Here is a 24,231-nt window from a genome sequence, read left to right as displayed (position 1 = left end):
GAAAAACTCAGGATTGTGATAATCACCATTGATTTCATTGTACTTTCCTCAATTTCAAGAATAACGCGTTAATCAGACCAACGATTGATGAAAAAATGTTCGCTTAATGGACGCCGTTGTCTGGCCTTTAGTTCCTGTTCTAACTGTTCTGCTGTCAATGTATCAAGTGCAGCAGGGTAGCCAATAGCAATGACTGACCAAAGGTTTATTTCACTGGGAATGGATAAAGACTTACGCAATTTATCGGCATCAAAGCCACCCATTTGATGAGACATTAATCCCACTGCAGTAGCTTGCAAACATAAATTCAGGCTGGCTGCGCCGGTATCGTAACCATTCCAGCGGTTTTCAAGACCGTTGTGGGTGAATTTAGCTTGTGAGGCAGTAACGATTAATAATGGTGCATTAACCGCCCAGGTCTGATTACCCGGAGATAAGCATTCCAGAGTCTGTTGCCAACTTGCTGCATCATCAAATTTATTACAGATGACATAACGCCAAGGGGCTTCGCCATAACAAGATGGTGCCCATAAAGCTGCTTCACAGAGTGCAGTAATGGTCTCGTCACTTACTGGTTGGGAAGCATCGAATGACTTGCCACTCCAACGCTCAGCAATAATCGAAGCGAGTTTTTGTTCTGTTTCTGCTGGTTTTTGAATCATGCAGAATTCCTGGACAGCTAAATGACTTAATTAACGTGGTAATTCGATACGTGGTTTTTCAGCCGGACGATAAAAACCGCCGATATGACCAATCACCATCACCAGATCCGCTTTGGTTTTTTCGGCAATTTCATCCAGCATTTGTTTGCGATCCGCTCTTTCCTGTCCGCTGACACGCACTTTAATCAGCTCATGAAAAGCCAACGCGTTTTCAATTTCAGCCAAAACGTTTTCAGTAAGACCCGCGTTTCCAATCATTACCACAGGTTTTAGCGGGTGGGCCAAACCTTTCAGATATCGGCGTTGTTTATCATTGACTGCCATGTGAAGTGCTACCTGTATTAAAATGCCGTGATTATATCAGGATAGTTTCATGACTAAACATAAGTTCACCGTCACCGCAGCACGTGGCATGTTGCCGCTGCTCGAAGCCGAACTCAAGCAAATCGGTATCAAACAATTCAAAACAGAGGCGGGTAGTATCCGTTTTACCGGTAGTCTCAAGGAAGCTTATCAAGTCTGTTTATGGTCACGGGTCGCCGTCAGGGTGTTGATGCCCATAGCGCATTTTTCTGCTGAAACTACCGACCAGCTTTACAACGGTATAAAAGAACTAGCCTGGGAAGAACATATCGATGCGGAGGACACCACTCTTGCCATTGATTTCAACAGTTTTCGCTCGAAAATTCACCACACACAATTTGGTGCGCAGAAAGTTAAAGATGCCATTGTGGATCGATTACGCGATCTGTTCGGTACCAGACCCTCAGTCGATTTGCATCAACCGGATCTGCGGGTCAACGTTTATCTTAAACATAATCAAGCGATTGTTAGTCTCGATTTGTCCGGTGAAAGCCTGCACAAACGTGGCTATCGCGTCAGCCAAACTAATGCGCCGATAAAAGAACATCTGGCTGCTGCAATATTACTTTCAGCGGAATGGCCAAAGCTTGCCCGGGAGGGGTGGGCATTGCTGGATCCAATGTGCGGTAGTGGTACATTTTTGATTGAAGCGGCGCTGATGGCTGCGGATATCGCACCGGGATTGCAACGTGATTATTTTGGTTTTCTCTACTGGAAACAGCACGATAAAGCGGCTTGGCAACAGTTAAAAGCCGACGCTGAAAGACGACGCCTAAGTGGTCTGGCACGTTTGCCGATGATCATGGGCGGCGATCAGGATAAAACAGCTGTCACAGCCGCGCAGGCAAATATTGAAGCAGCAGGACTCAGTGATCGCATTCAGGTAATTCATCGCGATCTGCAAAATTGGGCAACAGTCGCCCAAACGCTGCCAGAAGTTGGCTTGTTAGTCTCGAATCCACCTTACGGTCAACGTATTGGTGATACCAACTCGTTGCACGATATTTATGAAAACCTCGGTGATTTAGTTAATCAGCATTTACCGGCATGGCGGACCACTATCATTACCGATAATGCCCAACTGGGTAAATTTACCGGTTTGACCATGTTTGACAGCAAGCCTTTTGATAACGGGCCAATTGCCTGTGAAGTGTTGTCCTACCGCGCCCCCAAACCATTACGTCGTGATGCCAAGCCAGTGCAGCAGGAAATGGCTGCTTCCCCGTCACCATGGGACAAAACACCCAAGAGCAAACCAAAACCAGTTGCTAGTAGTGATGTAGTGGAAAATGTGTCCCCACAAGCTGAAATGTTTGCCAATCGATTGAAAAAGAATGTTCGCCATTTGGCGAAATGGGCACGCAAAAACCAACTCGATTGTTACCGTGTTTATGATGCCGATTTACCGGATTATGCCGTGGCCATTGATATCTATGGCGACTACGTACATGTGCAGGAATATGCTCCACCAGCCGATATTGATCCTTTAAAAGCCAGCGAACGGCTGGATGAAGTGATGCAAATTATTCCTGCTGTTTTGGGTGTGAATAAAGATAAAGTGGCCTTGAAGCTACGTCAGAAACAGCGTGGTTCCAATCAATACGAATCTCAGGCGGCATTACGTCAGCGTTTTGAAGTGCGGGAAAATGATCTGCGATTCTGGATTAATCTGACCGATTATCTGGATACCGGCTTGTTCTTGGATCACCGTATTACCCGACAAATGCTGGCAGAAACCAGCAGAGGTAAGGCATTTTTAAATCTGTTTGCATACACTGGCAGTGCGACGGTTTATGCTGCTGCAGGCGGTGCAAAATCTACCACCACGGTTGATATGTCCAATACCTATCTGGGTTGGGCCAAAGATAATATGCAGTTGAATAATTTTGTCGGTGACCAGCATCAATTTATTCGTGCTGACGTATTAGCATGGCTAAATGATCCAGCCACAAAAGAACTTCGCTTTGATTTGATTTTTGTCGATCCGCCGACCTTTTCCAATTCCAATAAAATGGAAGGAGTATTTGATATTCAGCGGGACTATATCGAGATGCTCTACAAAGTTGCTGGAATGCTCAATCCCGGTGGTGAAATCTTCTTTTCTACCAACCGTCGTGATTTCAAATTAGATGCATCAGCCTTGAAAGGGTTGGATATAAAAGACATTAGCAAAGCAACGTTGCCAATTGATTTTGAACGAAATTCAAAGATTCATTATTGCTGGAAAATACAAAAATCAGCTTGAACTATCGAGGGTGAGTTTAATTTCTTCCCATAATGCTGCATAGGCTTTATTGACAGCAGAATTCGCTGCAAAAGCCGCTAAAGGTGCTCTGACTTCACCCATTTTTTCCACCACGGCGGCATAGGGAATAGCTGTTTGCAGGCCATGTTTCAGTACTTTGGGTGGATGGGCCAGCATCACCCGATGCAGACTGCGACGGCGATCGGCCATCGTGAAAAAAGCATGCAGACGTTTGGGTTTAAGGTTGTTTTCTTTGAAAAAATCGCGGGTCTGTTCAAAGGTACGCATCGATAAATGGCTGGGAATAATCGGCACATAAATCGCATCTGCGGCAGCAAACATTTGTTCGGTCAGTTCAGAAAAACTGGGCGGACAATCCAACACGATTAACGAATAACTTTCACCAAATGGCGCTAACAATTTAGCTAATTGATTTTTGTTATCGCCAGCTTTAGCCAGATCCAAATCCATTTGGCGAAATGAAAAGTCGGCAGGAATAATATCCAGCGATGGATAATCGGTGTTTTTGACTAACTCCCCAATCGGCGTTTTGCCTGACAACAATTTTTTGGCTTCTGCTTTGGGTTTGCTTTTACGCTGTAATAACCAGCTGGCAGCACCTTGTGGGTCTAAATCCCATAGTAGGGTGGGAATGCCTTGATTGGCTGCCTGCCAGGCAATATTAACCGCGGAGGTAGTTTTACCCACGCCGCCTTTGAGATTAAAAAATGCGATGATTTGCATGATTAATTTATTTTCGCCAGCTCATCAAGTAGAGCCGTTTGTGCACTGATTATTTCATCACCTTCTTTGCGTTCAGCACGCTGGTAACGACCATCAGCAGATAAAATCCATGCTTGTGTATTGTCAGCAAGGTATAGGTTTAAATCTTCGATAACACGCTTTTGCAAACGTTTGGATTCAATCGGAAAGCAGGTTTCTACACGGCGCAATAGGTTACGTTTCATCAAATCGGCACTGCCGGCCCAAACTTCAACTTCGCCGCCATTTTCAAAATAAAATACCCGGGTATGTTCCAGAAAACGGCCAATGATGCCGCGTACCTGAATATTTTCTGAAACGCCTGGAACGCCCGGTTTTAGCGTGCAGATACCGCGGACAATCAAATCCACTTTAACGCCGGCAATTGATGCGCGATAGAAAGCATTAATCATTTCTGGCTCAACCAAGGCATTGACCTTGATTATGATATGCGCTTTTTTGCCTGCTTCAGCGTGAGCAATTTCGCGATCAATTTTATCCAGTAAACCCTGATGCAGATTGAAAGGCGCATGCATCAATTTGTGCATTTTGGGAATTTTGCCAAGGCTCGTCAGTTGGATAAACAGATTGTTCACGTCTTCACCGATCTGCTTGTCTGATGTCAACAAACCATAATCGGTATAAATGCGTGAAGTATTGCGGTGATAGTTTCCGGTGCCAAGGTGAACATAACGACGTAATTTGTTGTTTTCACGACGTAAAATCAGCAACATTTTGGCATGGGTTTTATAACCGACGATGCCATACACTACATGTGCCCCAGCTTGTTGTAATTTAGCGGCCAGGGCCACGTTGGCGGCTTCATCAAAACGTGCCCGTAATTCAATAACCACGGTAACTTCTTTTCCGGCATGTGCGGCTGAGACCAAAGCATCGACAATCGGTGAAATAGCACCGGTGCGGTATAGCGTTTGTTTAATTGCCAATACATTGGGATCAGTAGCCGCTTGTTTGATCAGATCAATGACAGGGGTAAATGATTGAAAAGGGTGATGTAAAAGCACGTCCTTTTGTTTTAACAAGCCGAAGATTTCGACCTCGGACGTCAAACCGTTGGGACGCCCTTGGGTAAATGGTTTGAATTTCAGATCGGAACGTTCCACTATCGAATGCAGAGCTTGCAACCGACTTAAATTCACAGGGCCATTCACTAAATAAACGTTTTCCTGTTGCATAGCACATTGGTCACGCAAAAAAGTAACCATTTCTTCTGGACAGTTATGGGCGATCTCAAGCCGTACTTCGTCACCATAATTACGATGCGTCAATTCATCAGCAATGGTTGCTAGCAAGTCACTGGTTTCTTCGGTATCAATGGCCAGATCACTGTTACGCGTTACCCGGAATTGATAGCAGCCTTTGATTTTCATGCCGAAGAATAAATCATCGGCAAACGCGTGAATGATCGATGACAAAAACACAAAGTGATATTGCCCCGGTTCACAAAATTCGGCGGGCAATTGAATGACACGCGGTAAAGCTCGAGGTGCCTGTAAAATGGCATAACCAATATTGCGGCCAAAGGCATCTTTGCCATCCATCGATACAATGAAATTTAAACTTTTATTGAGTAGTCGGGGGAAGGGATGGGATGAATCCAATCCGATTGGACTTAGGATTGGCTGAATTTCATCACGAAAATATTGTTCCAACCATGCACTGTGCTCAGCATTCCACATTGGCCGTGCAAGCACCTTAATACCTTCCTGTTCTAATAGGGGCAACAATTCGTTATTGAGAACGCTATATTGCTCATCAACCAATTCATGGGCCCGAGCACTAATCAATCTCAATGCTTCTTGAGCACTGATTTGATCAGCTTCAAGATAAGGGTCGCCAATTTCGATTTGTTGAATCAGACCAGCAACACGTACTTCAAAAAACTCATCCAGATTGGTGCTGGATATACACAAATAATTCAGTCTTTCCAATAATGGAACACTGGGATCCAGGGCTTGTTGTAATACGCGCCAATTAAATTCCAGCAAACTCAGCTCACGATTCAGGTAAAGCTCGGAGCTATTCAAGTCAATTTGTGTTTCCATGTTTTCCATTTTGATGGCTTATTGAAAGTTAATAAACGCTACGCTTACGCATAATTGCTGCAGTTTTTGAGTGATACTCGAGTCACTCAATAATCCCCAAGCAAACTAGAGGGATTTGATGACAATCTGATGACAGTTTACCAGCGATATTTGTCATAGTTTTCCGGATTAGCCCAAAAGCGGCTATTAAGCCAATCACGTTTAGGCTGGTAGTTTTCAATAGCATAACTGAACAACTGCAATCCATCGTTGGTACCTGCAATATGATGTAGTCCCATCGCCAGATAATCTCGAAATTGCCAACCTTGTTGCTGAGCTTGCGCAGGATCGGTGATCAAAATGATATGCGGGGCATGCAAATTACGTAAATAGCCTAACCATTGTTGTCCCGCCTGCAACGGTAATGTTTCCGTTAAATCGCTGATAACCGCCAGATCAACACTATGAATATGCTGTAATTGTGATTGTTCAAATGGTGTTGTCAGCGACTGGGATCTGGTATCTTGGCTTTCGTTCAGGCACGACCTGGCCGCATCTCCCGCAACTAAAATTGATTGCGGTTTAAATTGCTGTATCAGCGTGCTGAGCAGCGAAGACAATAAGACTGATTGATTCATGACTGACCAGCATAAAACATCTACCGAATTCTGGAAACACAAGCGTCTCGGACAGATGACACATACCGAGTGGGAAAGCCTTTGCGATGGCTGTGGGCGCTGTTGTCTGCATAAACTTGAAGATGATGCCGATGGCCGGATGTATTACACCCGCGTTGCCTGTGAATTGCTGGACATTTCAACTTGTCGCTGTAAGGATTATGCTAATCGTCAAAAGACGGTGCCGGACTGTATTCAACTCAGCGTCGAGCAGGCACACTTTTTTGATTGGTTGCCCGATACCTGTGCGTATCGATTACTTGCCGAAGGTGAACCCTTACCTGATTGGCATCCATTGATTACCGGTGATCCCCAATCTGTGATTGATGCCGGTATTTCAGTGCGTCATGTGGCTATCAGCGAATCCGACGATATTGATTTAACCGAAGAGGTTATAGCTCTGCAGCCACCCGTTTATCCGCATGACACCTGAAGAAAGTCGCGACTTTACCGCCCGTCTTGAACAAGCTGCATTGACGCTGCTTGAAATGGAAATTTACCGAAAACCTGATGATCTGGCCCGTCGATTCGGACTGCCATTGCCGGTAGTACGTTATTGGTGGCGTCAAACTGACGAAAAAACGCGACCGGTCGATCAAAACAGTTTGTCGCCCCGTGAAGTTAAAGTGATTCGTAAAGCGACCCAAACCTTGGAAGGCTGGGAAAAAATTAAACGTTATCGTCCGCCATGTGGTGCACGGCTGCCAGGAGGCAAAAAGTGCAAACGTTCAGTGGCTATACGCCAACCTGAAGCATGGTCATTGGGTGCTTTGGCAGATCGATGCCGTCTTCACGGCGGCAATGCCAGACGCATCATTCGTTCTAAAAAAGAGGACGATACAGAATGAGGGACTTATGCTTGAGACAACGGAAATTCTGAACAGATTACTAACACTGTGTAACGAGCAAAAAAGCGGCACCTTATTTTTAACAACAGCTGATAACAAAGCCTGTCATATCATTTTCGAACAGGGACGTATTGAAGCGATGGCGTTTGGTTCGGTCAAAGGCATAGCTGTCGCTAATTTATTACCCAGATTATTGATAGAACGCACCAGCTTTAACAGCACACTCAGAATGCCACTGAGCGAACGCGCCAATATTGAAGACCAGGCGGATATCTTCGCTGCCTTGGGTTTGCGACGTCAGCAGACTGCAGCAATCGAAGCACCTCACATTGCAACAAAAACCCCACGAATGTATCGCGGTCATCTTATCGTTGAACAAGATCCCGAGGAAACACGACCAAAACCGGTAAAACCCGTTATTGAATCATCAGCTGATACACCACCGAAAAAAAGCAAAAGTAAACGCATCTATCGCGGTCAGATCATTGAAGATTGAATTTATCCCACGAATTTGTCACATTGACTGCGCCAAAATCGTTAACATATCGCCACGTTACAGACTCCGGAATTCATCATGAGCAGCCTATCTCCCCAAAATCTCAATCGAGGTTTACTTGATTTTATTGACGCATCACCGACGCCGTATCATGCGGTAGCGAATATGCAATCGGCTTTAATCGCCGCGGGTTATCAGTCGCTTGATGAAAAAGACAGTTGGGGAAAGCTAGCGGCAGGTTGTTATTTTGTTACCCGCAATGACTCATCAATCATTGCGTTTAATCTGCCTGAACAAGCTATCTCAGAAGCAGGATTTCAAATGGTCGGGGCGCATACCGATAGCCCGTGTTTAAAAGTGAAACCGCAACCTGAGACTGTGAAACATTCATTCTGGCAGCTGGGAGTTGAAGTATACGGTGGGGCGTTACTAAATCCGTGGTTTGACCGTGATTTATCAATGGCTGGCCGGGTAAGTTATGTCGATGCTGATAATCAGTTACGCCATAGCCTGATTAATTTCGTTAAGCCTGTAGCGATTATTCCCAGTCTGGCGATTCATCTGGATCGGGAAGTGAATCAAAACCGCAGTATCAATCCACAACTGCATTTACCGCCGATTGTGTTGCAGACCGAAGAGGGTGATAAGCCAGATTTTCGCGCGTTACTAGAGCAACAGCTCAGATCAGAGCACGGTGATGAGGTTGTCGGTAAAGTTCTGGATTATGAAATCTGCTTTTACGATACCCAGCCCGCTGCATTAGTGGGTCTTAATGAAGACTTTATCAGTGCCGCGCGACTGGATAATTTACTTAGCTGTTATATCGGTTTACAGGCATTGTTAGCTGGCTCGAAAGACAAACCGACTTTATTGGTGTGTACCGATCATGAAGAAGTCGGTAGTGTGTCGACCAGTGGCGCGCAGGGTACATTTCTGCCTTCAGTGCTGCAGCGATTGGCACAGGACAACGAAAGCTTTCAACGAATGATTCAACAGTCACTGTTGATCTCCGCTGATAATGCACACGGCATTCATCCAAATTATGCAGATCGACATGATGCGCAACATGGACCAATTTTGAACAATGGCCCAGTCATCAAAAGCAATGTGAATCAGCGTTATGCCACTAATAGCGAAACCAGTGCCCGGTTTCGACAGGTTTGCGAACTGGCTGAAGTGCCGCTACAGGATTTCGTGGTTCGTACCGATATGGCTTGTGGCAGCACCATTGGTCCAATCACTGCCAGCAGTATAGGCGTAAAAACGCTGGATATCGGTGTGCCAACCTTTGCCATGCATTCAATTCGCGAGCTCGCAGGTAGCCGGGATACCTGGTACTTATACAGCGCGCTTAAACAGTTTTTTAATTAAATCAAAGGAATATAAAGCTTATGTCAGAAACAGTTGATGAGTTAACGGTGACTATCAAGAGGGCGATGTCACCACAGTTAAAGAATTGGATAAAGTTGTGCTGACCAAAGGTGCTTGGGCAACGGTGATGTTTCGTTATCAGGATCTGGATCGTAAAACTGGTGAGTTTGGTCCAGACAAATATACAATTCGTCGCTATCAAAAACGTAATGGCGAATATGGCCAACGTTCAAAATTCAATATTTCAAGCCGTGATCAGGCGCAACAAATCATTGAAGCGTTAACCCAATGGACCAAAGATTAACTAGAAAAAGCCGCCTATGAATAAGAGTTTATTGACCAATCTCTGCGCCGCCGTATTGGTTGGCGTAGGTTTAATGCTTGATTCACCTTGGCGTGAGCCAGTGTTAGCTACGGGTATGTTTGCACTTGCCGGGGGCATAACCAACTGGCTGGCGATTCATATGTTATTTGAAAAAGTGCCGGGCTTGTATGGTTCAGGGGTGATTACCGCGCGCTTTGCTGAGTTTCGCACGGCGATTGAAAAATTGGTTATGGAGCAGTTTTTCAATCAGCAAAATCTGGATCGTTTTGTCAGTGAAATGCTGGATGACAAACGTGAAAATCAACTGGATTTTTCTGAAATCATCGATCAAACCGATCTGAATCCGGTATTTGATAATCTGGTCGCCACCATTATGGAATCCTCCTTTGGCAGCATGCTGTCGATGGTGGGGGGAGCCAAAGCACTTAAACCATTAAAAGAGCCTTTTATTCGCAAAATGCAGCAGTCACTCAACGATATTGCCCATAGCGAACATTTTCAGCAGCACCTGCGTGACAAACTCAGCAGTGGACCAGTCAGTGATGATTTATATCGGCAGATCTATGCCATCGTGCACAGTCGACTGGATGAGCTGACGCCACAAATGGTCAAGCAAATGATTCAGGATTTGATCCGTCAGCATCTGGGCTGGCTGGTTGTCTGGGGTGGTGTGTTTGGTGGTTTGATAGGATTGCTGACCAGCTTTTTACCGTTGTGAAACCCTGGGCCGAGAATAATTGCCGCTTATGTGCCGCGCCAGTAGATTTTTATCAACACTGGCGCGGTCGCGATTACTGGCAATGCAATGAGTGTCATGCTGTGCAGATGGATATACAGCATCTGCCGGATCGTGAAAGCGAAACAGCGTTGTATCTGACCCATGAAAATGATGTTAACGATCCGCGTTATCAACAGTTTGTATCACCAATAACTGAAGCCATCCTAAGCCAAATACCGCCAGACAAAATAGGTTTGGATTTTGGTGCAGGTCCTGGGCCCGTTATCAGCAAAATTATCAGCGAAAAAGGCTATCAAACAAAGCTTTATGACCCGGTTTTTCATCCGGATAACAGCGTGTTAGCCGAACAATATGATTTTATTATCTGCTGCGAAGTTATTGAACATTTTCATCAACCGGCATTGGAGTTCGCCCGGCTTAAATCGTTGTTAAATCCCGGCGGAAAATTGTTTTGCATGACTCAACTATTTGAGAACAGCGTCGATTTTGCCAGGTGGCACTACAAAAACGATATCACCCATGTGTTTTTCTATCATCACGACAGTTTGCATTTCATTCAGAAACAATTTGGTTTTAGTTCAGTTGAAGCTAATCAAAGATTAATTACTTTTATTAACTAAATTGTTCGCGTACAGCGGTTAAATGTTGTGCTGGTAATTCGATTACGACGGTAACCGTATCGGTAAATTGCTGATCGACGATGCGGCCGTGAATCTGTTTCAGTTGATATTCCAGCATCTGTAGTTGGCTGTAATCAATCTGCAGGCAAAGCTGCGCCATTTCTACCCATGGTAGTTTTCCGGCGGCATCAATCGCTTGTTTGGCTGCATTGCCATAAGCACGGGTTAAGCCACCAGTACCTAATTTCACACCGCCAAAATAACGAATAACGGCGACCACCGTGTTTATCAAATCCTCGCCTTGTAATGGCGCCAAAATCGGTCGGCCTGCTGTACCGGACGGTTCACCGGCATCAAAAAAACGTTCTGTAATAAAACCTTCTGCTGCGCGGATCCGCCAGGCAAAAGCCAGATGATTGGCTGATGGATGTTGTGCTGCCAATTGTCGCAGTTGTTTTAACGCAGATTGTTCGCTGTCACAAGACATGGCAACACCTACAAACCGCGATTTCTTAATTTCCGATTCGACATTGGACGCCGTGCGTAGAACAAAAAATTGGCTGGACATTTTATTTGCTATAGGAAAATACAGCCCGACAATTTACCATATCGCCATCTTTTGCTCGCGTGCTATGCAGAGCAACGTTTCATTCACCGTTCAATCAATCATCAGGTAATACAGTTTGTCAGAATTAAGTTTTGCAGTTGGCAACGTTGGGTTAGTAACAGCGAGGCCGAGTTAGGTCTGGGTATCATCACCGAAGTCACCGGTAGACGTATCGAAATTGCCTTTCCGGCAGCTGATGAACAGCGCAGTTATGCAGCAAATAATGCGCCTTTAAGTCGAGTCGATTATTCCGTTGGTGAACAAGTTAAAACGCGTAACGGACAACAGTTCACCATCAGTGAAAAACATCCTTTAAATGGCTGTGTGATCTATCAGGGTGAAAGCGCTAGCGGTGAAGCTATCAGCATTCATGAAATGGATCTGGACAGTTATGTGCAGTTTAGTCAGGCCACAGATCGTTTATTTGCTGGCCAAATAGATAAAAACCGTCAGTTTCAATTGCGCCTTCGCACCCATCAGTTTTCCCATCGTTTACATCAATCGCCGGTATTTGGTCTGTTGGGTGCCAGAGTACAATGTCTGCCACATCAGTTTTATATCGCATCACAAATGGCCAATCGTATTTCGACTCGTGTGTTATTGGCCGATGAAGTGGGTTTGGGAAAAACCATTGAAGCCGGTTTGATTATGCATCAGCAAATCCTGCAGGGTCGTGCCAGTCGGGTATTGGTTATAGTGCCATCGGCACTGGTGCATCAGTGGTTGGTGGAAATGCTGCGCCGCTTTAATCTGGCGTTTACGGTAATCGATGCAGAGCGTTATGAAGCGCTGGTTGAATTGGACGAAGGCAATGCGTTTGATAGCGCCCAATTAGTATTAACCGATTTACAGACGCTGGAAGCGCATCCAGCAATGCAACACGATGTATTGCAGGCGAGTTGGGATATGTTGGTAGTGGATGAGGCGCATCATCTGCAGTGGCATGTTGAACAGAGCAGTGAAGGTTATCAACTGGTTGAAAAAATGGCTGGGCAGATTGCTTCGGTATTGTTGTTAACCGCCACGCCTGAACAATTGGGCATGGATAGCCACTTTGCCCGGCTGCGACTGCTGGATCCGGATCGCTATTACGATTTGGGTCTGTTTCGCGAGGAACAGCAGAAATATCAACAGATAAGCCTGTTGCTGGATCAACTGATGGCAGTTGAATCCGCCAGTGAGTTTGCTGCTAACAAAAGCTTAAACAAAGACTTGGCAGGCTATCTGGATAAAACGCTGCTGAAAGCGCTCAGTTCTGCAGACGAATTTGAAGCATCACGTGAACAAGCCAAACAACAATTTCTCGATCAATTCGGCACCGGACGGATTTTATTCCGTAATACCCGCGATACTGTGAAAGGTTTTCCCGAGCGTCAGTTAACAACTTTTCCCCTGGATGCTCCAGAGTCGTTTTCACCGGAAAACAACAGCGAACTTACTCATCTGGTACAACCAGAAACGCTATTAGGCGAAAACTGGCTGGAACTGGATCCACGAGTAGATTGGCTCATTGATTGGTTGAAACAACATCGCGGTGAAAAAACCTTATTAATCACTGCCAATGCTGAAACCGCACAGCAGCTGGAATTACATCTGCGTTTGCAACATGGCGTGCGTAGCAGTGTTTTTCATGAACACATGACTTTGATTAACCGCGATCGCGCTGCGGCATTTTTCGCCGATGATGAAGAGGGTGCACAGATCCTGATCTGCTCGGAAATTGGCAGTGAAGGCCGAAACTTTCAGTTCTGTTCGTATTTAGTGTTGTTTGATCTGCCATTGAATCCGGATCTGTTGGAACAACGCATCGGCCGTCTGGATCGTATTGGTCAACGTAATATCGTTAATATCGTACTGCCGTTTTATCAAAATACTGCTCAGCAACTGTTACTGGACTGGTATCACCAAGGTTTAAATGCGTTTGAATCGGTATGCAAAACCGGCAGTGCATTACGTGAGCAATTTGCCGAGCGACTTGAACAATGTCTGCAAGACCCAGCCGATAAAAAAGCCTTTGCCAAACTATTAAAAGATACCCAACAAGCAGAACAGCAATTGCGTGAAAATCTCAGCCAGGGCCGCGATCGACTGTTGACCATGAATTCTTATGATGAATCTGCTGCAAAAGAAATTCTGATGCAGGTTGATGAAGCCAGCAGTCCACTTGAACTGGCAGATTTTATGGATGATTTCTTTGATGCTTACGGTGTTGAACAGCAGGCCCACAGCGCTGACAGCATTATTCTGCAACGCGGTGATGAATTGCGTAGTGATGAAATTGATCTGCCGGAAGACGGTCTGACGGCAACTATCAACGCGCCCGAGCATTATCCCGTGAAGATATGGCCTTTTTGAGCTGGGAACATCCTTTAGTGTTATCGGCGATGGATGCGGTTATCAGTTCAGATCTGGGTAATACCGCATTTTGTCAGCTGAAAAGTAATCTGGTGCCAGCCGGCAGCCTGTTGTTGGAAGTGGCCTTTGTTATGCACTGTCCGGCACCAAAACAGTTTAATATCACCCGCTTTATACCTGAATCTTATCTGCGGCTCGTCATAGATGAGAAAGGGCGACAATTGGAAGACCAGTTGGCCGAACAGGATATGAACCAAATGGCTGGCCGGATCCCCAAACACACCGCGCAACAAATGGTTCAAGTGGCCCGCGAACGTATTGATTCGCTGATTGATTCAAGCAAAAAAGTAGCCGTCAAACACCAAAAACATTTGATTGAACAAGCGATTGGTAGCATGACGCAGTTGACCAATAATGAAATACAGCGACTGCAACATCTTGCTGAAAAAAATAGTCACATCAAACCAGCAGAAATTGAAGCGATGCAGGCCCAACAGCAGCAACTGCAACAGTTTCTTCAACATGCTGAGTTAAAATTGGATGCGTTACGTCTGATCATCGTGACAGAAGCGGAGTGATCTGCCAAAGTCACGGGTGATAATTACTTCGGAGTAGGGTTTTGATTAAACGTTTGTTACCACCCTTGCTGGTAGTGGCATTAGCCATCGTGATATTCAGCACCTTAATCAGTACCCGCCCGCAAGCTCCTACTCAGGATCGTCCGTCTCAAGCGGTATTGGTGGACACCCAGCGAATAGATTTTGCAGATCTATCGCCGACCTTAACTCTCTATGGCCGTCTCGAAGCGCCGCAGATGGCTAATCTTCGAGCGGCAGTTACTGCAGATGTGCTTGAAGTGCATGTATTTGATGGGCAACAGGTCAAACAAGGTGATGTGTTAATTGAATTGGATCCTCAAGAAGCTCAATTAGCATTAGATCAAGCAGCAGCAGAGCTGGCATTGATTGATGCCCAGATTGCTGCTGAACAGTCTCAACTTAAACGTAATGAAGCCTTATTAAGCACACAGCAGCAGTTGGTGGATTTAGCAAAAGCTGCCGTGAGCCGTGCGGAAAAATTACAACAAAGCCAGTTAAGTTCGCAGGCTTTATTAGATGAATCCATCTCGCTGCAACAGCAGCAAAATCTCACTCTTAAACAACGTCAATTTGATATTCAGGATCATCCGATCCGTATTGCTGAGCTCAATGCCCGACGTCAGCAAGCGCAAGCACAATTAAATCGTGCTGAACTGGATCTCAGCCGTACAGTTATCACCGCACCGTTCGATGGTCGAATCAGCAGTCGACAGATTGCCAAAGGCGATAGGGTGCAGATCGGTGATGCCTTGATGACACTTTATGATATGCAGCAATTGGAATTACGCGCCTCCATTTCACAGCGCTATCTGGTGGATATTTACCCGGTGCTGGAAAAACAAAGTTTGAATGCGACGGCGCAAATTGCCGGACAACAATACCAATTTGAATTACAACGACTTGCTGGCGAAGTGAATGCCAATGCTGCTGGACGTGATGGACTGTTTCGCCTTAAAGGTCAGCCTGGTCCATTAGCCGTGGGTGAATTTGTCAGCGTACAACTTACTTTACCGCCACGGGTTAACAGCATCGCAATTCCTTACAGTGCCTTGTATGGTCTGGATAGGGTTTATCGGGTTCGTGATAATCGTCTTGAAGCCGTTCAGGTCAGCAAAATAGGTGATTATTCGGATCAGGATGGTAAAAGCCGCCTGCTTATTCAAAGCCAGGATTTGCAACAGGACGATGTCATTATTACCACTCAATTACCTAATGCCATCAATGGTTTAGCGGTGAGTGTCAAAGGTGAATAATACGGTGCGACGCGACTTTATCGGCATCTTTGCTCAACATCGTGTCGCTGCGAATTTGCTGATGTTAGTAATGGTGCTTGCCGGGATCTTGTCATTAAATCGTATTAACACGCAGTTTTTCCCGACTTTTGCCTTGGATATCATCACCGTGCGTATCGAATGGCGTGGTGCCAGTGCCGAAGACGTGGCCGAGTCAATAACCCGGCAGGTAGAACAGGAATTACGTAGCGTCGATTATGTAAAGAAAATGACCTCAACCTCCTCTTACGGCATGTCGCTGGTCACCATTGAATTTATTGAAAAAAGTGATATGGGTCAGGCACTGGATCAGGTGAAAGACCGTATCGCTCAGATCCGTAATTTACCTACCGATAGTGAAGAACCTGAAGTCTCCCTGGTTACCAATTATGAAAGTGTGGCGCGAATCCTGATTACCAGTGAAACAGGTGACTTAGCTTCACTGCGTTACCTTGCTCATGATATCGAGCATGAACTGCTGGATCGCGGCATTTCCCGAATTAATATCAGCGGGTTGCCGCTGGAAGAAATTGCTATTCAACTGGATAAATCCAAATTAGAGGCATTAGGGCTGGATCTGGATCAGGTTGCTGATCGTATCGCTCAACTAAGTCAGGATCTGCCCGCCGGTGAGATTGGTAATGATGAAAGCACACGGCAGATCCGTAGTCTGGATCAAGGACGAGGTGTGCAGGCATTTGCCGATTTTGCCTTGCAGTCAGACTTTGCCAGTGGCTTAGTCAAACTGGAAGATGTGGCAACCATTGAACGAAGGCCATTACGTAAACAGATGAGCCTGTTCTACCAGGGACAACCCGCTATTGAGCTGGAATTGCAACGCACTGAAAATGCCGATTCGTTAAAAAGCGCCCGTATTCTTGAAAAATGGCTGGACGAAAAAGCCGGTAGTTTGCCTGAAGGCGTAAAGCTGAAAGTCTATGATGCCAGTTGGCAGCTCATCAAAGAACGCATCAATCTGCTTTTGAAAAACGGTCTGGGCGGTTTGTTTCTGGTTTTGGGAATTCTGTTTTTGTTTTTGCATGGCCGGGTGGCATTCTGGGTAGCGGTTGGTATTCCGGTGTCGTTTATGGCGGCTTTAGCCGTGTTATATGCGTTGGGCGGCAGTATTAATATGATTAGCTTGTTCGGGCTGATTATGTCGCTGGGCATTATCGTTGACGATGCGATCGTGGTCGGTGAGGACGCGTTTGCCCATTATCAGGGTGGCGAGCCTTCTCTCACAGCGTCAGAGGGTGGAGCCAGGCGTATGTTGGCACCGATTCTGTCATCTTCGTTGACCACCATTTCATCATTTATTCCATTGATGCTGATAAGTGGGGTGATAGGCAATATTCTGTTCGATATTCCGTTTGTAGTGATCTGCGTGATTATTGCTTCGTTGATTGAGTGTTTTCTGATTCTTCCCGGACACTTACGCCATAGTTTTCACAATATTCATCACGCTAAACCGTCGGCAATTCGCGCCCGATTAGACAATGCCTTTAATTATCTGCGCGATGATTTATTCCGACCATTGGTGACGCAGGCGGTGAAAAACCGCGGTTTAACCGTCAGTGTGGCGATGGCCTTGTTGATAATCAGTTTTGGTCTATTAGCCGGCGGTCGCATTGCCTTTAATTTTTTCCCGTCACCAGAAGGCACCACGGTGTTAGCCAATGCGCGATTTGTCGCTGGCACACCGCGCAGTGAAGTCGATAAATTTCTGCAACATATTTCCGCCACATTAGAGCAGACCGATCAGCAATGGGAACAGCCATTAGTCGATGTAGCGACCAGTAAGTTAGGTGCTGCGGGAACAGCAGGAGGCATGTCCGAATCGCAGATTGATGATCGATTTGCTTCAATGCAGGTAGAGCTGACTTCTCCCGATCAGCGTGATGTGCGTAATCAAACCTTTATTAATGCCTGGCGCGAGAAGATTGTGCTGCCAGCCGGTATCGAGACGTTTACCATTTCTGAACGTCGTGGCGGACCGCCGGGAAGTGATATCGATATCCGTTTGACGGGAGGTAATACCGATGTGCTCAAAGCTGCTGCCAAAGAGGTGATTGAAGCCTTGCAACGTTATCCGGGCGTCAGTGCCATTGAAGATGATCTGCCTTATGGACAGTCGCAGTTGATTTACCGACTGAAGGATCAGGGGAAGGTGTTGGGATTAACCGTTGAAGATGTCGGTCGTCAGCTAAGAGCAGCTTATGACGGACGACTGGTGCAGATCTTCCAGGACGGTGATGATGAAGTTGAAGTGCGGGTGATGTTACCGGATATTCAACGAAACACTCAGGCATCACTGGATGCCTTTATGATCCGTTTACCCGATGGTGGTAGTGTGCCACTTGAATCGGTAGTGCATTTTGATGCAAGGCGCGGCTTTGATGTGTTGCGTCATACCGATACTCGTTTGGCAGTGCATGTGACGGCTACCGTTGATAGTCTGGTCACCAACAACAATACGATTTTGGCTGATTTACAATCGGAGTTTTTACCTGATCTGACCTCTCGTTATGGCATTCAGGTTGTGTTTGAGGGCAGGGCGGAAGAGCAGGCCGATACCATTGGTGATATGAAACAAGGTGTGTTGCTGGCATTTGCATTGATCTACATTATTCTCGCCTGGGTATTTGCTTCCTATGGTTGGCCACTGGTGGTGATGACTGCGATACCTTTTGGTTTGATCGGTGCGTTGGTAGGTCATTGGTTATTAGGCATCGATCTGACCATATTGTCGTTATTTGGCATTTTTGGTCTGTCGGGCATTGTGGTAAACAATGCGATTATCCTGGTCACCTTTTTCAAAAATTTACGTCAAAAAGGCCTTGATACGCAAAACGCCATTATCGAAGCTTCGGTATTACGGTTGAGAGCGGTGCTACTGACATCACTTACCACGATCGGTGGTTTAACACCTTTATTATTTGAAACCTCACCGCAGGCACAGTTTTTAATTCCAATGGCCGTCTCTATTTCATTCGGCCTAATGTTTGCCACTATATTAGTGTTGCTGGTAATTCCGGCCTTATTGTCTTTTCATGAGAGTATTGCTGACTATATGGCTAATCTTCGTTCCGGCAAACCACAACCAGAATAAGGATAGTGTGATGAAGCGACATGTTGTTGGTTTAATGATTTGGCTTGCTGTGGGTAGTGTCAGTGTGGCTGATGAGGCTGCTGCGGTCACGTTGAAAACGCTGACAGATTATGTGTTTACTCATCATCCGGCACGCCAGGCAGAAGCCAGTATGGATGCGTTGGCCGAGAGTCGTTTAGCCTTGGCAGGGCAACTATTTGCTGAGCCGTTAAGTTTATCGGTGAATCATTTTAATGATGTGATTGGCAGTGGCGATGGATTACAGGAATGGGAAAGTGCGATAGAGATGCCCATCTGGCTGCCTGGAGAGAAACGCCAGCAACAAAATCTGTCACGTCATCTTGCTGCAGAAGTTCCGTATTATCAGCAACGTATCCGTTTAGATGCGTCGGCTCAGGTGAGAGAACATGTCTGGCAGGTGATGCTCTCTGCAGCTAAAGTTCGTCATGCCGAAGTGTTGCAGGAAAACTCAGAGAATTTACTGAAAGACGTAAAAAGTCGAGTTGAGGGTGGTGATTTAGCTGATTCCGAAGCTTTACTGGCCCAAACGCATTATCTGGAAATGCAGTCACAACTTGCCTCGGCCAAACTGGATTTGCAACAAAGCCTAAACCAATACCAATACCTGACCGGGCAGCAAGTGTTACCAGACGAAATTGAAGAAAGTCTGCCTGAATCCACGGAAATTCATCGTGATCACCCATTATTGGCAGAACTTGAGCAACAAATCGCCAGACAGCGCAGTGAAGTCGCCAATGCCCGTTATGATAATGCGCGCCATCCAAGTTTATCTGTTGGCATTAAACGGGAACGTGATGAACACGCCGATCCTTACAACAACAGTATCGGTGTCGGAGTGAGTTTTGCTTTGAATGATGCCCGATATCAGCAACCGGCTATTGCTGCTGCAAGTCGCCAATTGGCCGATTTGCAAATTGCCCAGCAACAGCAGCTTCGGCAATTGGAAGCTGCTTTACTTGCAGCTATGGATAGACTGAACAGTTTGCAACAACGACAAGAGATGTTGAAACAGCAGTTTGATGTCAGTCAGCAATATGTTTCGATGCAGCAACGCAGTTTTGATATGGGCGGTATTGATTTAACGACATTGTTACGCAGTCAGGAGGTCACCAACACCCATCGACATCAACTGCTGCAATTACAAATTGAGATTCAGCAGCAAATTGCACAGATTAATCAGATAGCGGGTCGAACACTGTAACCATCTTTTTTACACAATTATCTGCTGGTTCCCATTTCGACTCGCATTCTGGCAGTCAGATCTTCCCATAACGATAATCTTGAAGCATCACCGACCCGTTGTCCCTCACCACGTGATTTGGCTAACCATAAGCCTGTACCGTTAAAGCTATAAACTGGGATCAAATCCTGGCGGCGATTGGCTGGTTGGATTTCACTAATTAGATTATCCAAAACCAGCGGGATCGCCCGTCTATTTTCAAAATAGGTCAATACCATGTGTGCCTGATTTAGATTTACGGCTTTAACATAGGTGATACGCAGTTTATCTTCATTCACACCGAGTTGTTTCAGGGTGAAATATTTGGCAATGGAATAATCTTCACAATCACCAGCGCCTAATGACAGCATTTCAATCGGTGTAGCCCAGTAATCTTCTTGATTCCACAACACAATATCATCGACAAACATAACGTTATTGTTGAAAAAATCATTAACCGCAGTCAGTTTCTCCAGCTCCGGCAAATCTTTACCTTCCAGCATTAATGTTTGCCATGCTTCAACTCGCTGTCTGGCATCGCTATCAAAGTCTCTTTCAATCTTTTGCAGTAACGCATCTGAAATCAGTAATTCGGCTAAAAGCGGGACTGAAAATGGCAGCAACCATGCAAGCATGGCAGCTATAACAATGGGCTTTAGCCGATGTAACATTGATTAACGACTGATCCCGAATAAAGCCGCTTGCTGTAACCACAGGAAGTCTTCTTCGTCTTGAACGCCTTCGGCCAATACACGCACTTCAATTAAACGGGCAATTTCTTGAATAATATCCAGCAGGTCAGGTTTACTGGTATTGCTACGAATTTCGGTGGTTAAATCACGGGCCAGACGAATGTAATCAATATGCAGATCTTTAAGCAGATTGACCGGAATGACATCACTGCTATAACGTTTCAGCAGACTATGAGCACCTAACTGTCTGACAAAAATACTGAAGTTAGTAAAGGTTTCCAGATCTTTGGCTGCGGCATATGCTGTCACGCTGAAGGCTAACAGGGCAGGGGAAATACCTGACTGAATGACTTCTCTAGCAAGCCATTGACGGAAATCGAGTGAGGCAATCGAAGTCAAAGAAAGATTGACGGTAACGGGGGCTGGATCTGTTTCTGCAGACATCAGTTTTAACACTTTCTGTACCAGATGTTTATCCAGCGTTTCGACCAGATCAAATGCTTCAGCCATAGAGAAAAATGTGCCGATTGGCAGCAAATCACCGTTTGCATCGCGAACTTCGGTAAAGGCTTCACGCATGACCAATGTCGGTTTGGCGGTATCACTGTAGTTATAAGCTTGGTTGGTAAAGGTGATAACAGCTGCATCGGTTTTAATCACTTGTTCGATGGTCGCTTTCCAGCTCATTTCAGTCATCGAACTGAGTGTATTTTCTTTCAGATAAAACGCATTGGCTTCAATCAAACGTGCCTGTTCATAGGCTTCAACCAGCGCCGGGATCATTCGTTCAAATTCACTGCTGCGCTCAAAAGAAACAATACCCATATGCAGCAAATCAGCGTGTTCATAATGCTGACCTATGGTGTTAGCCAGGGCTTGAATCTGTTCTGCAACCAAAGTGATGTCATCAATATTGCTGTCAGTTGTCAGCACAGCAAACTCAGAACCATACCAACGGTAACAGCGTAAATGAGCAAACGGTAATTGCTCTAACTGCGAGGCGAAAGTTTGCAGTAATTCATCTACCGCTTGCTTGCCATGATTTTTCACAATGGCACTCAAATCATCGAATTTAATGTAGATAACGTGGCCGAATTCGCCAATCGACAATGACTGTTTGACGTCTACATTAAAGGTTTGTTGATTTAATAAATGAGTTAACGGGTCACGGTTGAGATTGTCGTTCAGCTTATCGAGGCGGGTATTTAAGTGATAAATGGTTTTGCCGATTTTGCTCGACATGCTATTCATTGATTTGGCGACTGAACGCACTTCTTTGGTCCAGGGTAAATCTTCGATAACGGTAAATTTACCGGCAGAAATATCATCTGCTTGTTCGGTAATGGCTTTTAATGGACGAAGCGTCATTCTTAAAACAATTAACAACAGCAAAATAGCGCCTAGCAGAATCAACAAGGAAAACTTCAGTGTGGATTTAAATTGTTCATAAAGTTTCAGGTAACCATAACCTGGATTACTGGTGACCTGCAATGTGCCGGCAATATTCCAACCGGTACTGATTTCACTGGTTGCGGTAACTGTTTCAATCGGTAAGATATTGATTAGCCAACTTGGCACACCTTTGACTTCATCTGGATTGGTCAGCCGAACCAGCTCATTATCATCGACATCCAATAACCGCATTTCCTTGTAGTAGCCGGTATCAAAAATCGCGTTCATCATGGTTCGCAGAATAGGATCGTTCTCATCTGCCATATGCGGGCTGAGTGATAGACCGAGAGAGGTTGCGGTGTCTTGTACATGCACTTCCGATTCACCTTGCAGATAACTACGGATATTGTCCATGCTCATGACAAAATTTACTGAGAACACAATCAGAAAAATCAGCGTTAGCAAGATAAGTAATTGTTTTGATAAAGACATAAGATACAACCTCAATATGAAAGGCATCATCAGGCTGGAATCAGCATGAGACAGGCGTTTTGCAGCATCATCCAGTAATCGGGCTAACATTACCTGTGCATCAAGCGTCAGGCAAGTTAAATCCTGTGTTATTCGGCAAATTCAGGGGGATTGTGCTTTTGTTTTTGGCATTGCATTGATACGATCTTGCATCCTCTCTTGAAGGTAGCCTTCTGATGTTCGTTGTAATGGCGCAAATGGCCATATTAATTGCTTGTGGCACGCTTTGGCAGGCATTGGCACCTAAACATATTCCGGCGCTGGCACATCGTCGGGCGCTAACCGATCTGGTGTTTTACATTCTGCTACCGGCTATGGTTATTGACGTGATCTGGCAAACCCCGCTTGATATAAGCTCAATAAAGATTTCGTTATTGGCGATGAGTGGTTTGGCGACAGCGGCGTTAGCAATCTGGTTAGTGCTAAAAACGATTCCAGTGAGCAACGCCCAAAAAGGCGCATTGATTTTGGCCGCGACATTTCCCAATGTGACTTATCTGGGCTTACCGGTATTGGATCAAGTGCTTGGCAGTTGGTCGAATGCGATTATTCTGCAATATGATTTATTTGCCTGTACCCCGGTGTTGATGACGGTCGGAATGTTGATGGCAGGTTATTACGGCAGTCATGATCAATCGTCACACGCTTTAAAAAGCCTGGCTAAAATTCCGCCGCTTTGGGCAGTGACCATCGCCGTAATATTAAATTTACTCGATGTACAACGTCCGGAAATTATTCATTCCGCGTTGCAAACATTGTCAGGTGGGGTAGTCCCGCTCATGTTAATTGCTTTGGGCATGAGTATTCGTTGGCATAGTCTGCGTTTGAATCTGTTACCACTGTTATTGCCGGTGGTGATTATTACCCTGTTTATTGCTCCGGCGGGAGTGTGGTTGGTGACTCAGATGCTGAATCTACCAACCGAAATCATGACCACGGTGATTTTATCGGCGGCCATGCCAACAATGGTATTTGGAATTGTGATTTGTGAACGTTATGGTTTGGATACGTCGCTTTATGCCGCAGCAGTGACATTAACCACTTTGCTGAGCATGGCGAGTTTGCCGCTTTGGTTTTACTGGATCAGTTGATTCGTCCAGACAAAACCAGCTTGGTCGATGGCTTGTTTAATTAACTGCATGGCTTGTTCAACCTCAGCAGCTTCACCACGCAAACTAAATTCAATATGTGGTGGATCACCCAGATGCGGCAGGCTGGATAATTTCAATTGTGGATAATCATTTACGATTTGATTCATCACCGGTAATAAATCTGACTCACG

At 45.5% G+C, this 24,231-nt stretch carries 20 protein-coding genes and 2 pseudogenes; 13 read left to right on the top strand and 9 right to left on the bottom strand.

What is annotated here, in order from left to right; translation table 11 throughout:
• Window positions 1-68: 68 nt before the first annotated feature.
• Window positions 69-662 (bottom strand): nitroreductase family protein, encoded by a 594-nt coding sequence (locus E8Q33_RS12490; RefSeq protein ID WP_136555126.1) that lies wholly within the window; start codon window positions 660-662, stop codon window positions 69-71.
• 30 nt (window positions 663-692) lie between these two features.
• The gene (yhbY, locus tag E8Q33_RS12485; protein ID WP_069295972.1) at window positions 693-986 is read right to left on the bottom strand and encodes a ribosome assembly RNA-binding protein YhbY; all 294 of its coding nucleotides are present in this window, start codon (window positions 984-986) and stop codon (window positions 693-695) included.
• Between the two features lie 49 nt (window positions 987-1,035).
• Between yhbY and rlmKL the strand changes: the two genes are divergently transcribed.
• Window positions 1,036-3,270 (top strand): bifunctional 23S rRNA (guanine(2069)-N(7))-methyltransferase RlmK/23S rRNA (guanine(2445)-N(2))-methyltransferase RlmL, encoded by a 2,235-nt coding sequence (gene rlmKL, locus E8Q33_RS12480; protein WP_136555124.1) that lies wholly within the window; start codon window positions 1,036-1,038, stop codon window positions 3,268-3,270.
• Here the strand turns inward: rlmKL and E8Q33_RS12475 are convergent.
• The 3 genes from E8Q33_RS12475 to E8Q33_RS12465 form a co-directional block, all read right to left on the bottom strand.
• Complete coding sequence (locus E8Q33_RS12475) at window positions 3,262-4,014, bottom strand: ParA family protein (RefSeq protein WP_136555123.1); 753 nt, start codon at window positions 4,012-4,014, stop codon at window positions 3,262-3,264. The two genes, rlmKL and E8Q33_RS12475, sit on opposite strands and share 9 nt — an antisense overlap.
• A 2-nt stretch (window positions 4,015-4,016) precedes the next feature.
• Entirely contained in the window at window positions 4,017-6,098 is a 2,082-nt protein-coding gene (gene ppk1, locus E8Q33_RS12470; RefSeq protein ID WP_136555121.1) for a polyphosphate kinase 1, read from the bottom strand.
• Window positions 6,099-6,235: 137 nt separating this feature from the next.
• Window positions 6,236-6,715: a DUF6231 family protein gene (locus E8Q33_RS12465; RefSeq protein ID WP_069295975.1), complete on the bottom strand. Its 480-nt coding sequence runs from the start codon at window positions 6,713-6,715 to the stop codon at window positions 6,236-6,238.
• Here E8Q33_RS12465 and E8Q33_RS12460 point away from each other — a divergent pair.
• The 7 genes from E8Q33_RS12460 to E8Q33_RS12430 all read left to right on the top strand — a co-directional run bounded on the left by E8Q33_RS12460 (window position 6,714) and on the right by E8Q33_RS12430 (window position 11,153).
• A complete protein-coding gene (locus tag E8Q33_RS12460; RefSeq protein WP_069295976.1) occupies window positions 6,714-7,187 on the top strand; it encodes a YcgN family cysteine cluster protein in 474 nt (157 codons plus the stop codon). The two genes, E8Q33_RS12465 and E8Q33_RS12460, sit on opposite strands and share 2 nt — an antisense overlap.
• The gene (locus E8Q33_RS12455; protein ID WP_069295977.1) at window positions 7,177-7,602 is read left to right on the top strand and encodes a hypothetical protein; all 426 of its coding nucleotides are present in this window, start codon (window positions 7,177-7,179) and stop codon (window positions 7,600-7,602) included. Before E8Q33_RS12460 ends, E8Q33_RS12455 begins: the two co-directional genes overlap by 11 nt.
• A gap of 7 nt (window positions 7,603-7,609) precedes the next feature.
• Window positions 7,610-8,098, top strand: a complete 489-nt coding sequence (locus tag E8Q33_RS12450) for a hypothetical protein (protein ID WP_136555118.1) — start codon at window positions 7,610-7,612, stop codon at window positions 8,096-8,098.
• A gap of 78 nt (window positions 8,099-8,176) precedes the next feature.
• Window positions 8,177-9,469, top strand: coding sequence for a M18 family aminopeptidase (locus E8Q33_RS12445; protein ID WP_136555116.1), 1,293 nt, complete (start codon window positions 8,177-8,179; stop codon window positions 9,467-9,469).
• Window positions 9,470-9,566: 97 nt separating this feature from the next.
• On the top strand, window positions 9,567-9,773 hold the full coding sequence (locus tag E8Q33_RS12440; RefSeq protein ID WP_247870094.1) for a hypothetical protein: 207 nt from the start codon (window positions 9,567-9,569) through the stop codon (window positions 9,771-9,773).
• Between the two features lie 16 nt (window positions 9,774-9,789).
• A complete protein-coding gene (locus E8Q33_RS12435; protein ID WP_136555114.1) occupies window positions 9,790-10,512 on the top strand; it encodes a DUF445 domain-containing protein in 723 nt (240 codons plus the stop codon).
• Window positions 10,509-11,153: a class I SAM-dependent methyltransferase gene (locus E8Q33_RS12430; protein ID WP_136555113.1), complete on the top strand. Its 645-nt coding sequence runs from the start codon at window positions 10,509-10,511 to the stop codon at window positions 11,151-11,153. Before E8Q33_RS12435 ends, E8Q33_RS12430 begins: the two co-directional genes overlap by 4 nt.
• Here the strand turns inward: E8Q33_RS12430 and E8Q33_RS12425 are convergent.
• The gene (locus E8Q33_RS12425) at window positions 11,146-11,721 is read right to left on the bottom strand and encodes a YigZ family protein (protein ID WP_136555111.1); all 576 of its coding nucleotides are present in this window, start codon (window positions 11,719-11,721) and stop codon (window positions 11,146-11,148) included. The two genes, E8Q33_RS12430 and E8Q33_RS12425, sit on opposite strands and share 8 nt — an antisense overlap.
• On the opposite strand from E8Q33_RS12425, the pseudogene rapA reads away from it, so the two are divergent.
• The 4 genes and pseudogenes from rapA (at window position 11,710) to E8Q33_RS12405 (ending at window position 20,316) form a co-directional block, all read left to right on the top strand.
• Window positions 11,710-14,693 (top strand): annotated as a pseudogene (gene rapA / locus E8Q33_RS12420) (RNA polymerase-associated protein RapA). The gene E8Q33_RS12425 and the pseudogene rapA overlap by 12 nt on opposite strands.
• Before the next feature lie 41 nt (window positions 14,694-14,734).
• On the top strand, window positions 14,735-15,967 hold the full coding sequence (locus tag E8Q33_RS12415) for an efflux RND transporter periplasmic adaptor subunit (RefSeq protein ID WP_136555109.1): 1,233 nt from the start codon (window positions 14,735-14,737) through the stop codon (window positions 15,965-15,967).
• Window positions 15,960-19,094: an efflux RND transporter permease subunit gene (locus tag E8Q33_RS12410; protein ID WP_136555107.1), complete on the top strand. Its 3,135-nt coding sequence runs from the start codon at window positions 15,960-15,962 to the stop codon at window positions 19,092-19,094. The genes E8Q33_RS12415 and E8Q33_RS12410 overlap by 8 nt, the downstream gene beginning before the upstream one ends.
• Before the next feature lie 10 nt (window positions 19,095-19,104).
• A complete protein-coding gene (locus tag E8Q33_RS12405) occupies window positions 19,105-20,316 on the top strand; it encodes a TolC family protein (protein WP_168800208.1) in 1,212 nt (403 codons plus the stop codon).
• A gap of 17 nt (window positions 20,317-20,333) precedes the next feature.
• Here E8Q33_RS12405 and E8Q33_RS12400 read toward each other — a convergent pair whose 3' ends face one another.
• Window positions 20,334-21,005, bottom strand: a complete 672-nt coding sequence (locus tag E8Q33_RS12400) for a transglutaminase-like cysteine peptidase (protein WP_069295987.1) — start codon at window positions 21,003-21,005, stop codon at window positions 20,334-20,336.
• 3 nt (window positions 21,006-21,008) lie between these two features.
• The gene (locus tag E8Q33_RS12395) at window positions 21,009-22,910 is read right to left on the bottom strand and encodes a LapD/MoxY N-terminal periplasmic domain-containing protein (RefSeq protein ID WP_247870091.1); all 1,902 of its coding nucleotides are present in this window, start codon (window positions 22,908-22,910) and stop codon (window positions 21,009-21,011) included.
• Window positions 22,911-23,125: 215 nt separating this feature from the next.
• Here E8Q33_RS12395 and E8Q33_RS12390 point away from each other — a divergent pair, with 215 nt between their 5' ends.
• Window positions 23,126-24,040 (top strand): AEC family transporter, encoded by a 915-nt coding sequence (locus E8Q33_RS12390; protein ID WP_136555101.1) that lies wholly within the window; start codon window positions 23,126-23,128, stop codon window positions 24,038-24,040.
• Here E8Q33_RS12390 and E8Q33_RS12385 read toward each other — a convergent pair.
• Window positions 24,025-24,231: pseudogene (locus tag E8Q33_RS12385) on the bottom strand (competence/damage-inducible protein A); the annotation flags it as partial. The gene E8Q33_RS12390 and the pseudogene E8Q33_RS12385 sit on opposite strands and share 16 nt — an antisense overlap.

The organism is Methylophaga sp. SB9B, assembly GCF_004832235.1.
GTDB classification, from domain to species: Bacteria; Pseudomonadota; Gammaproteobacteria; order Nitrosococcales; family Methylophagaceae; genus Methylophaga; species Methylophaga muralis.
Note: the sequence above shows the minus strand (reverse complement) of the source record. Positions and strands in the feature narration are given on the sequence as shown.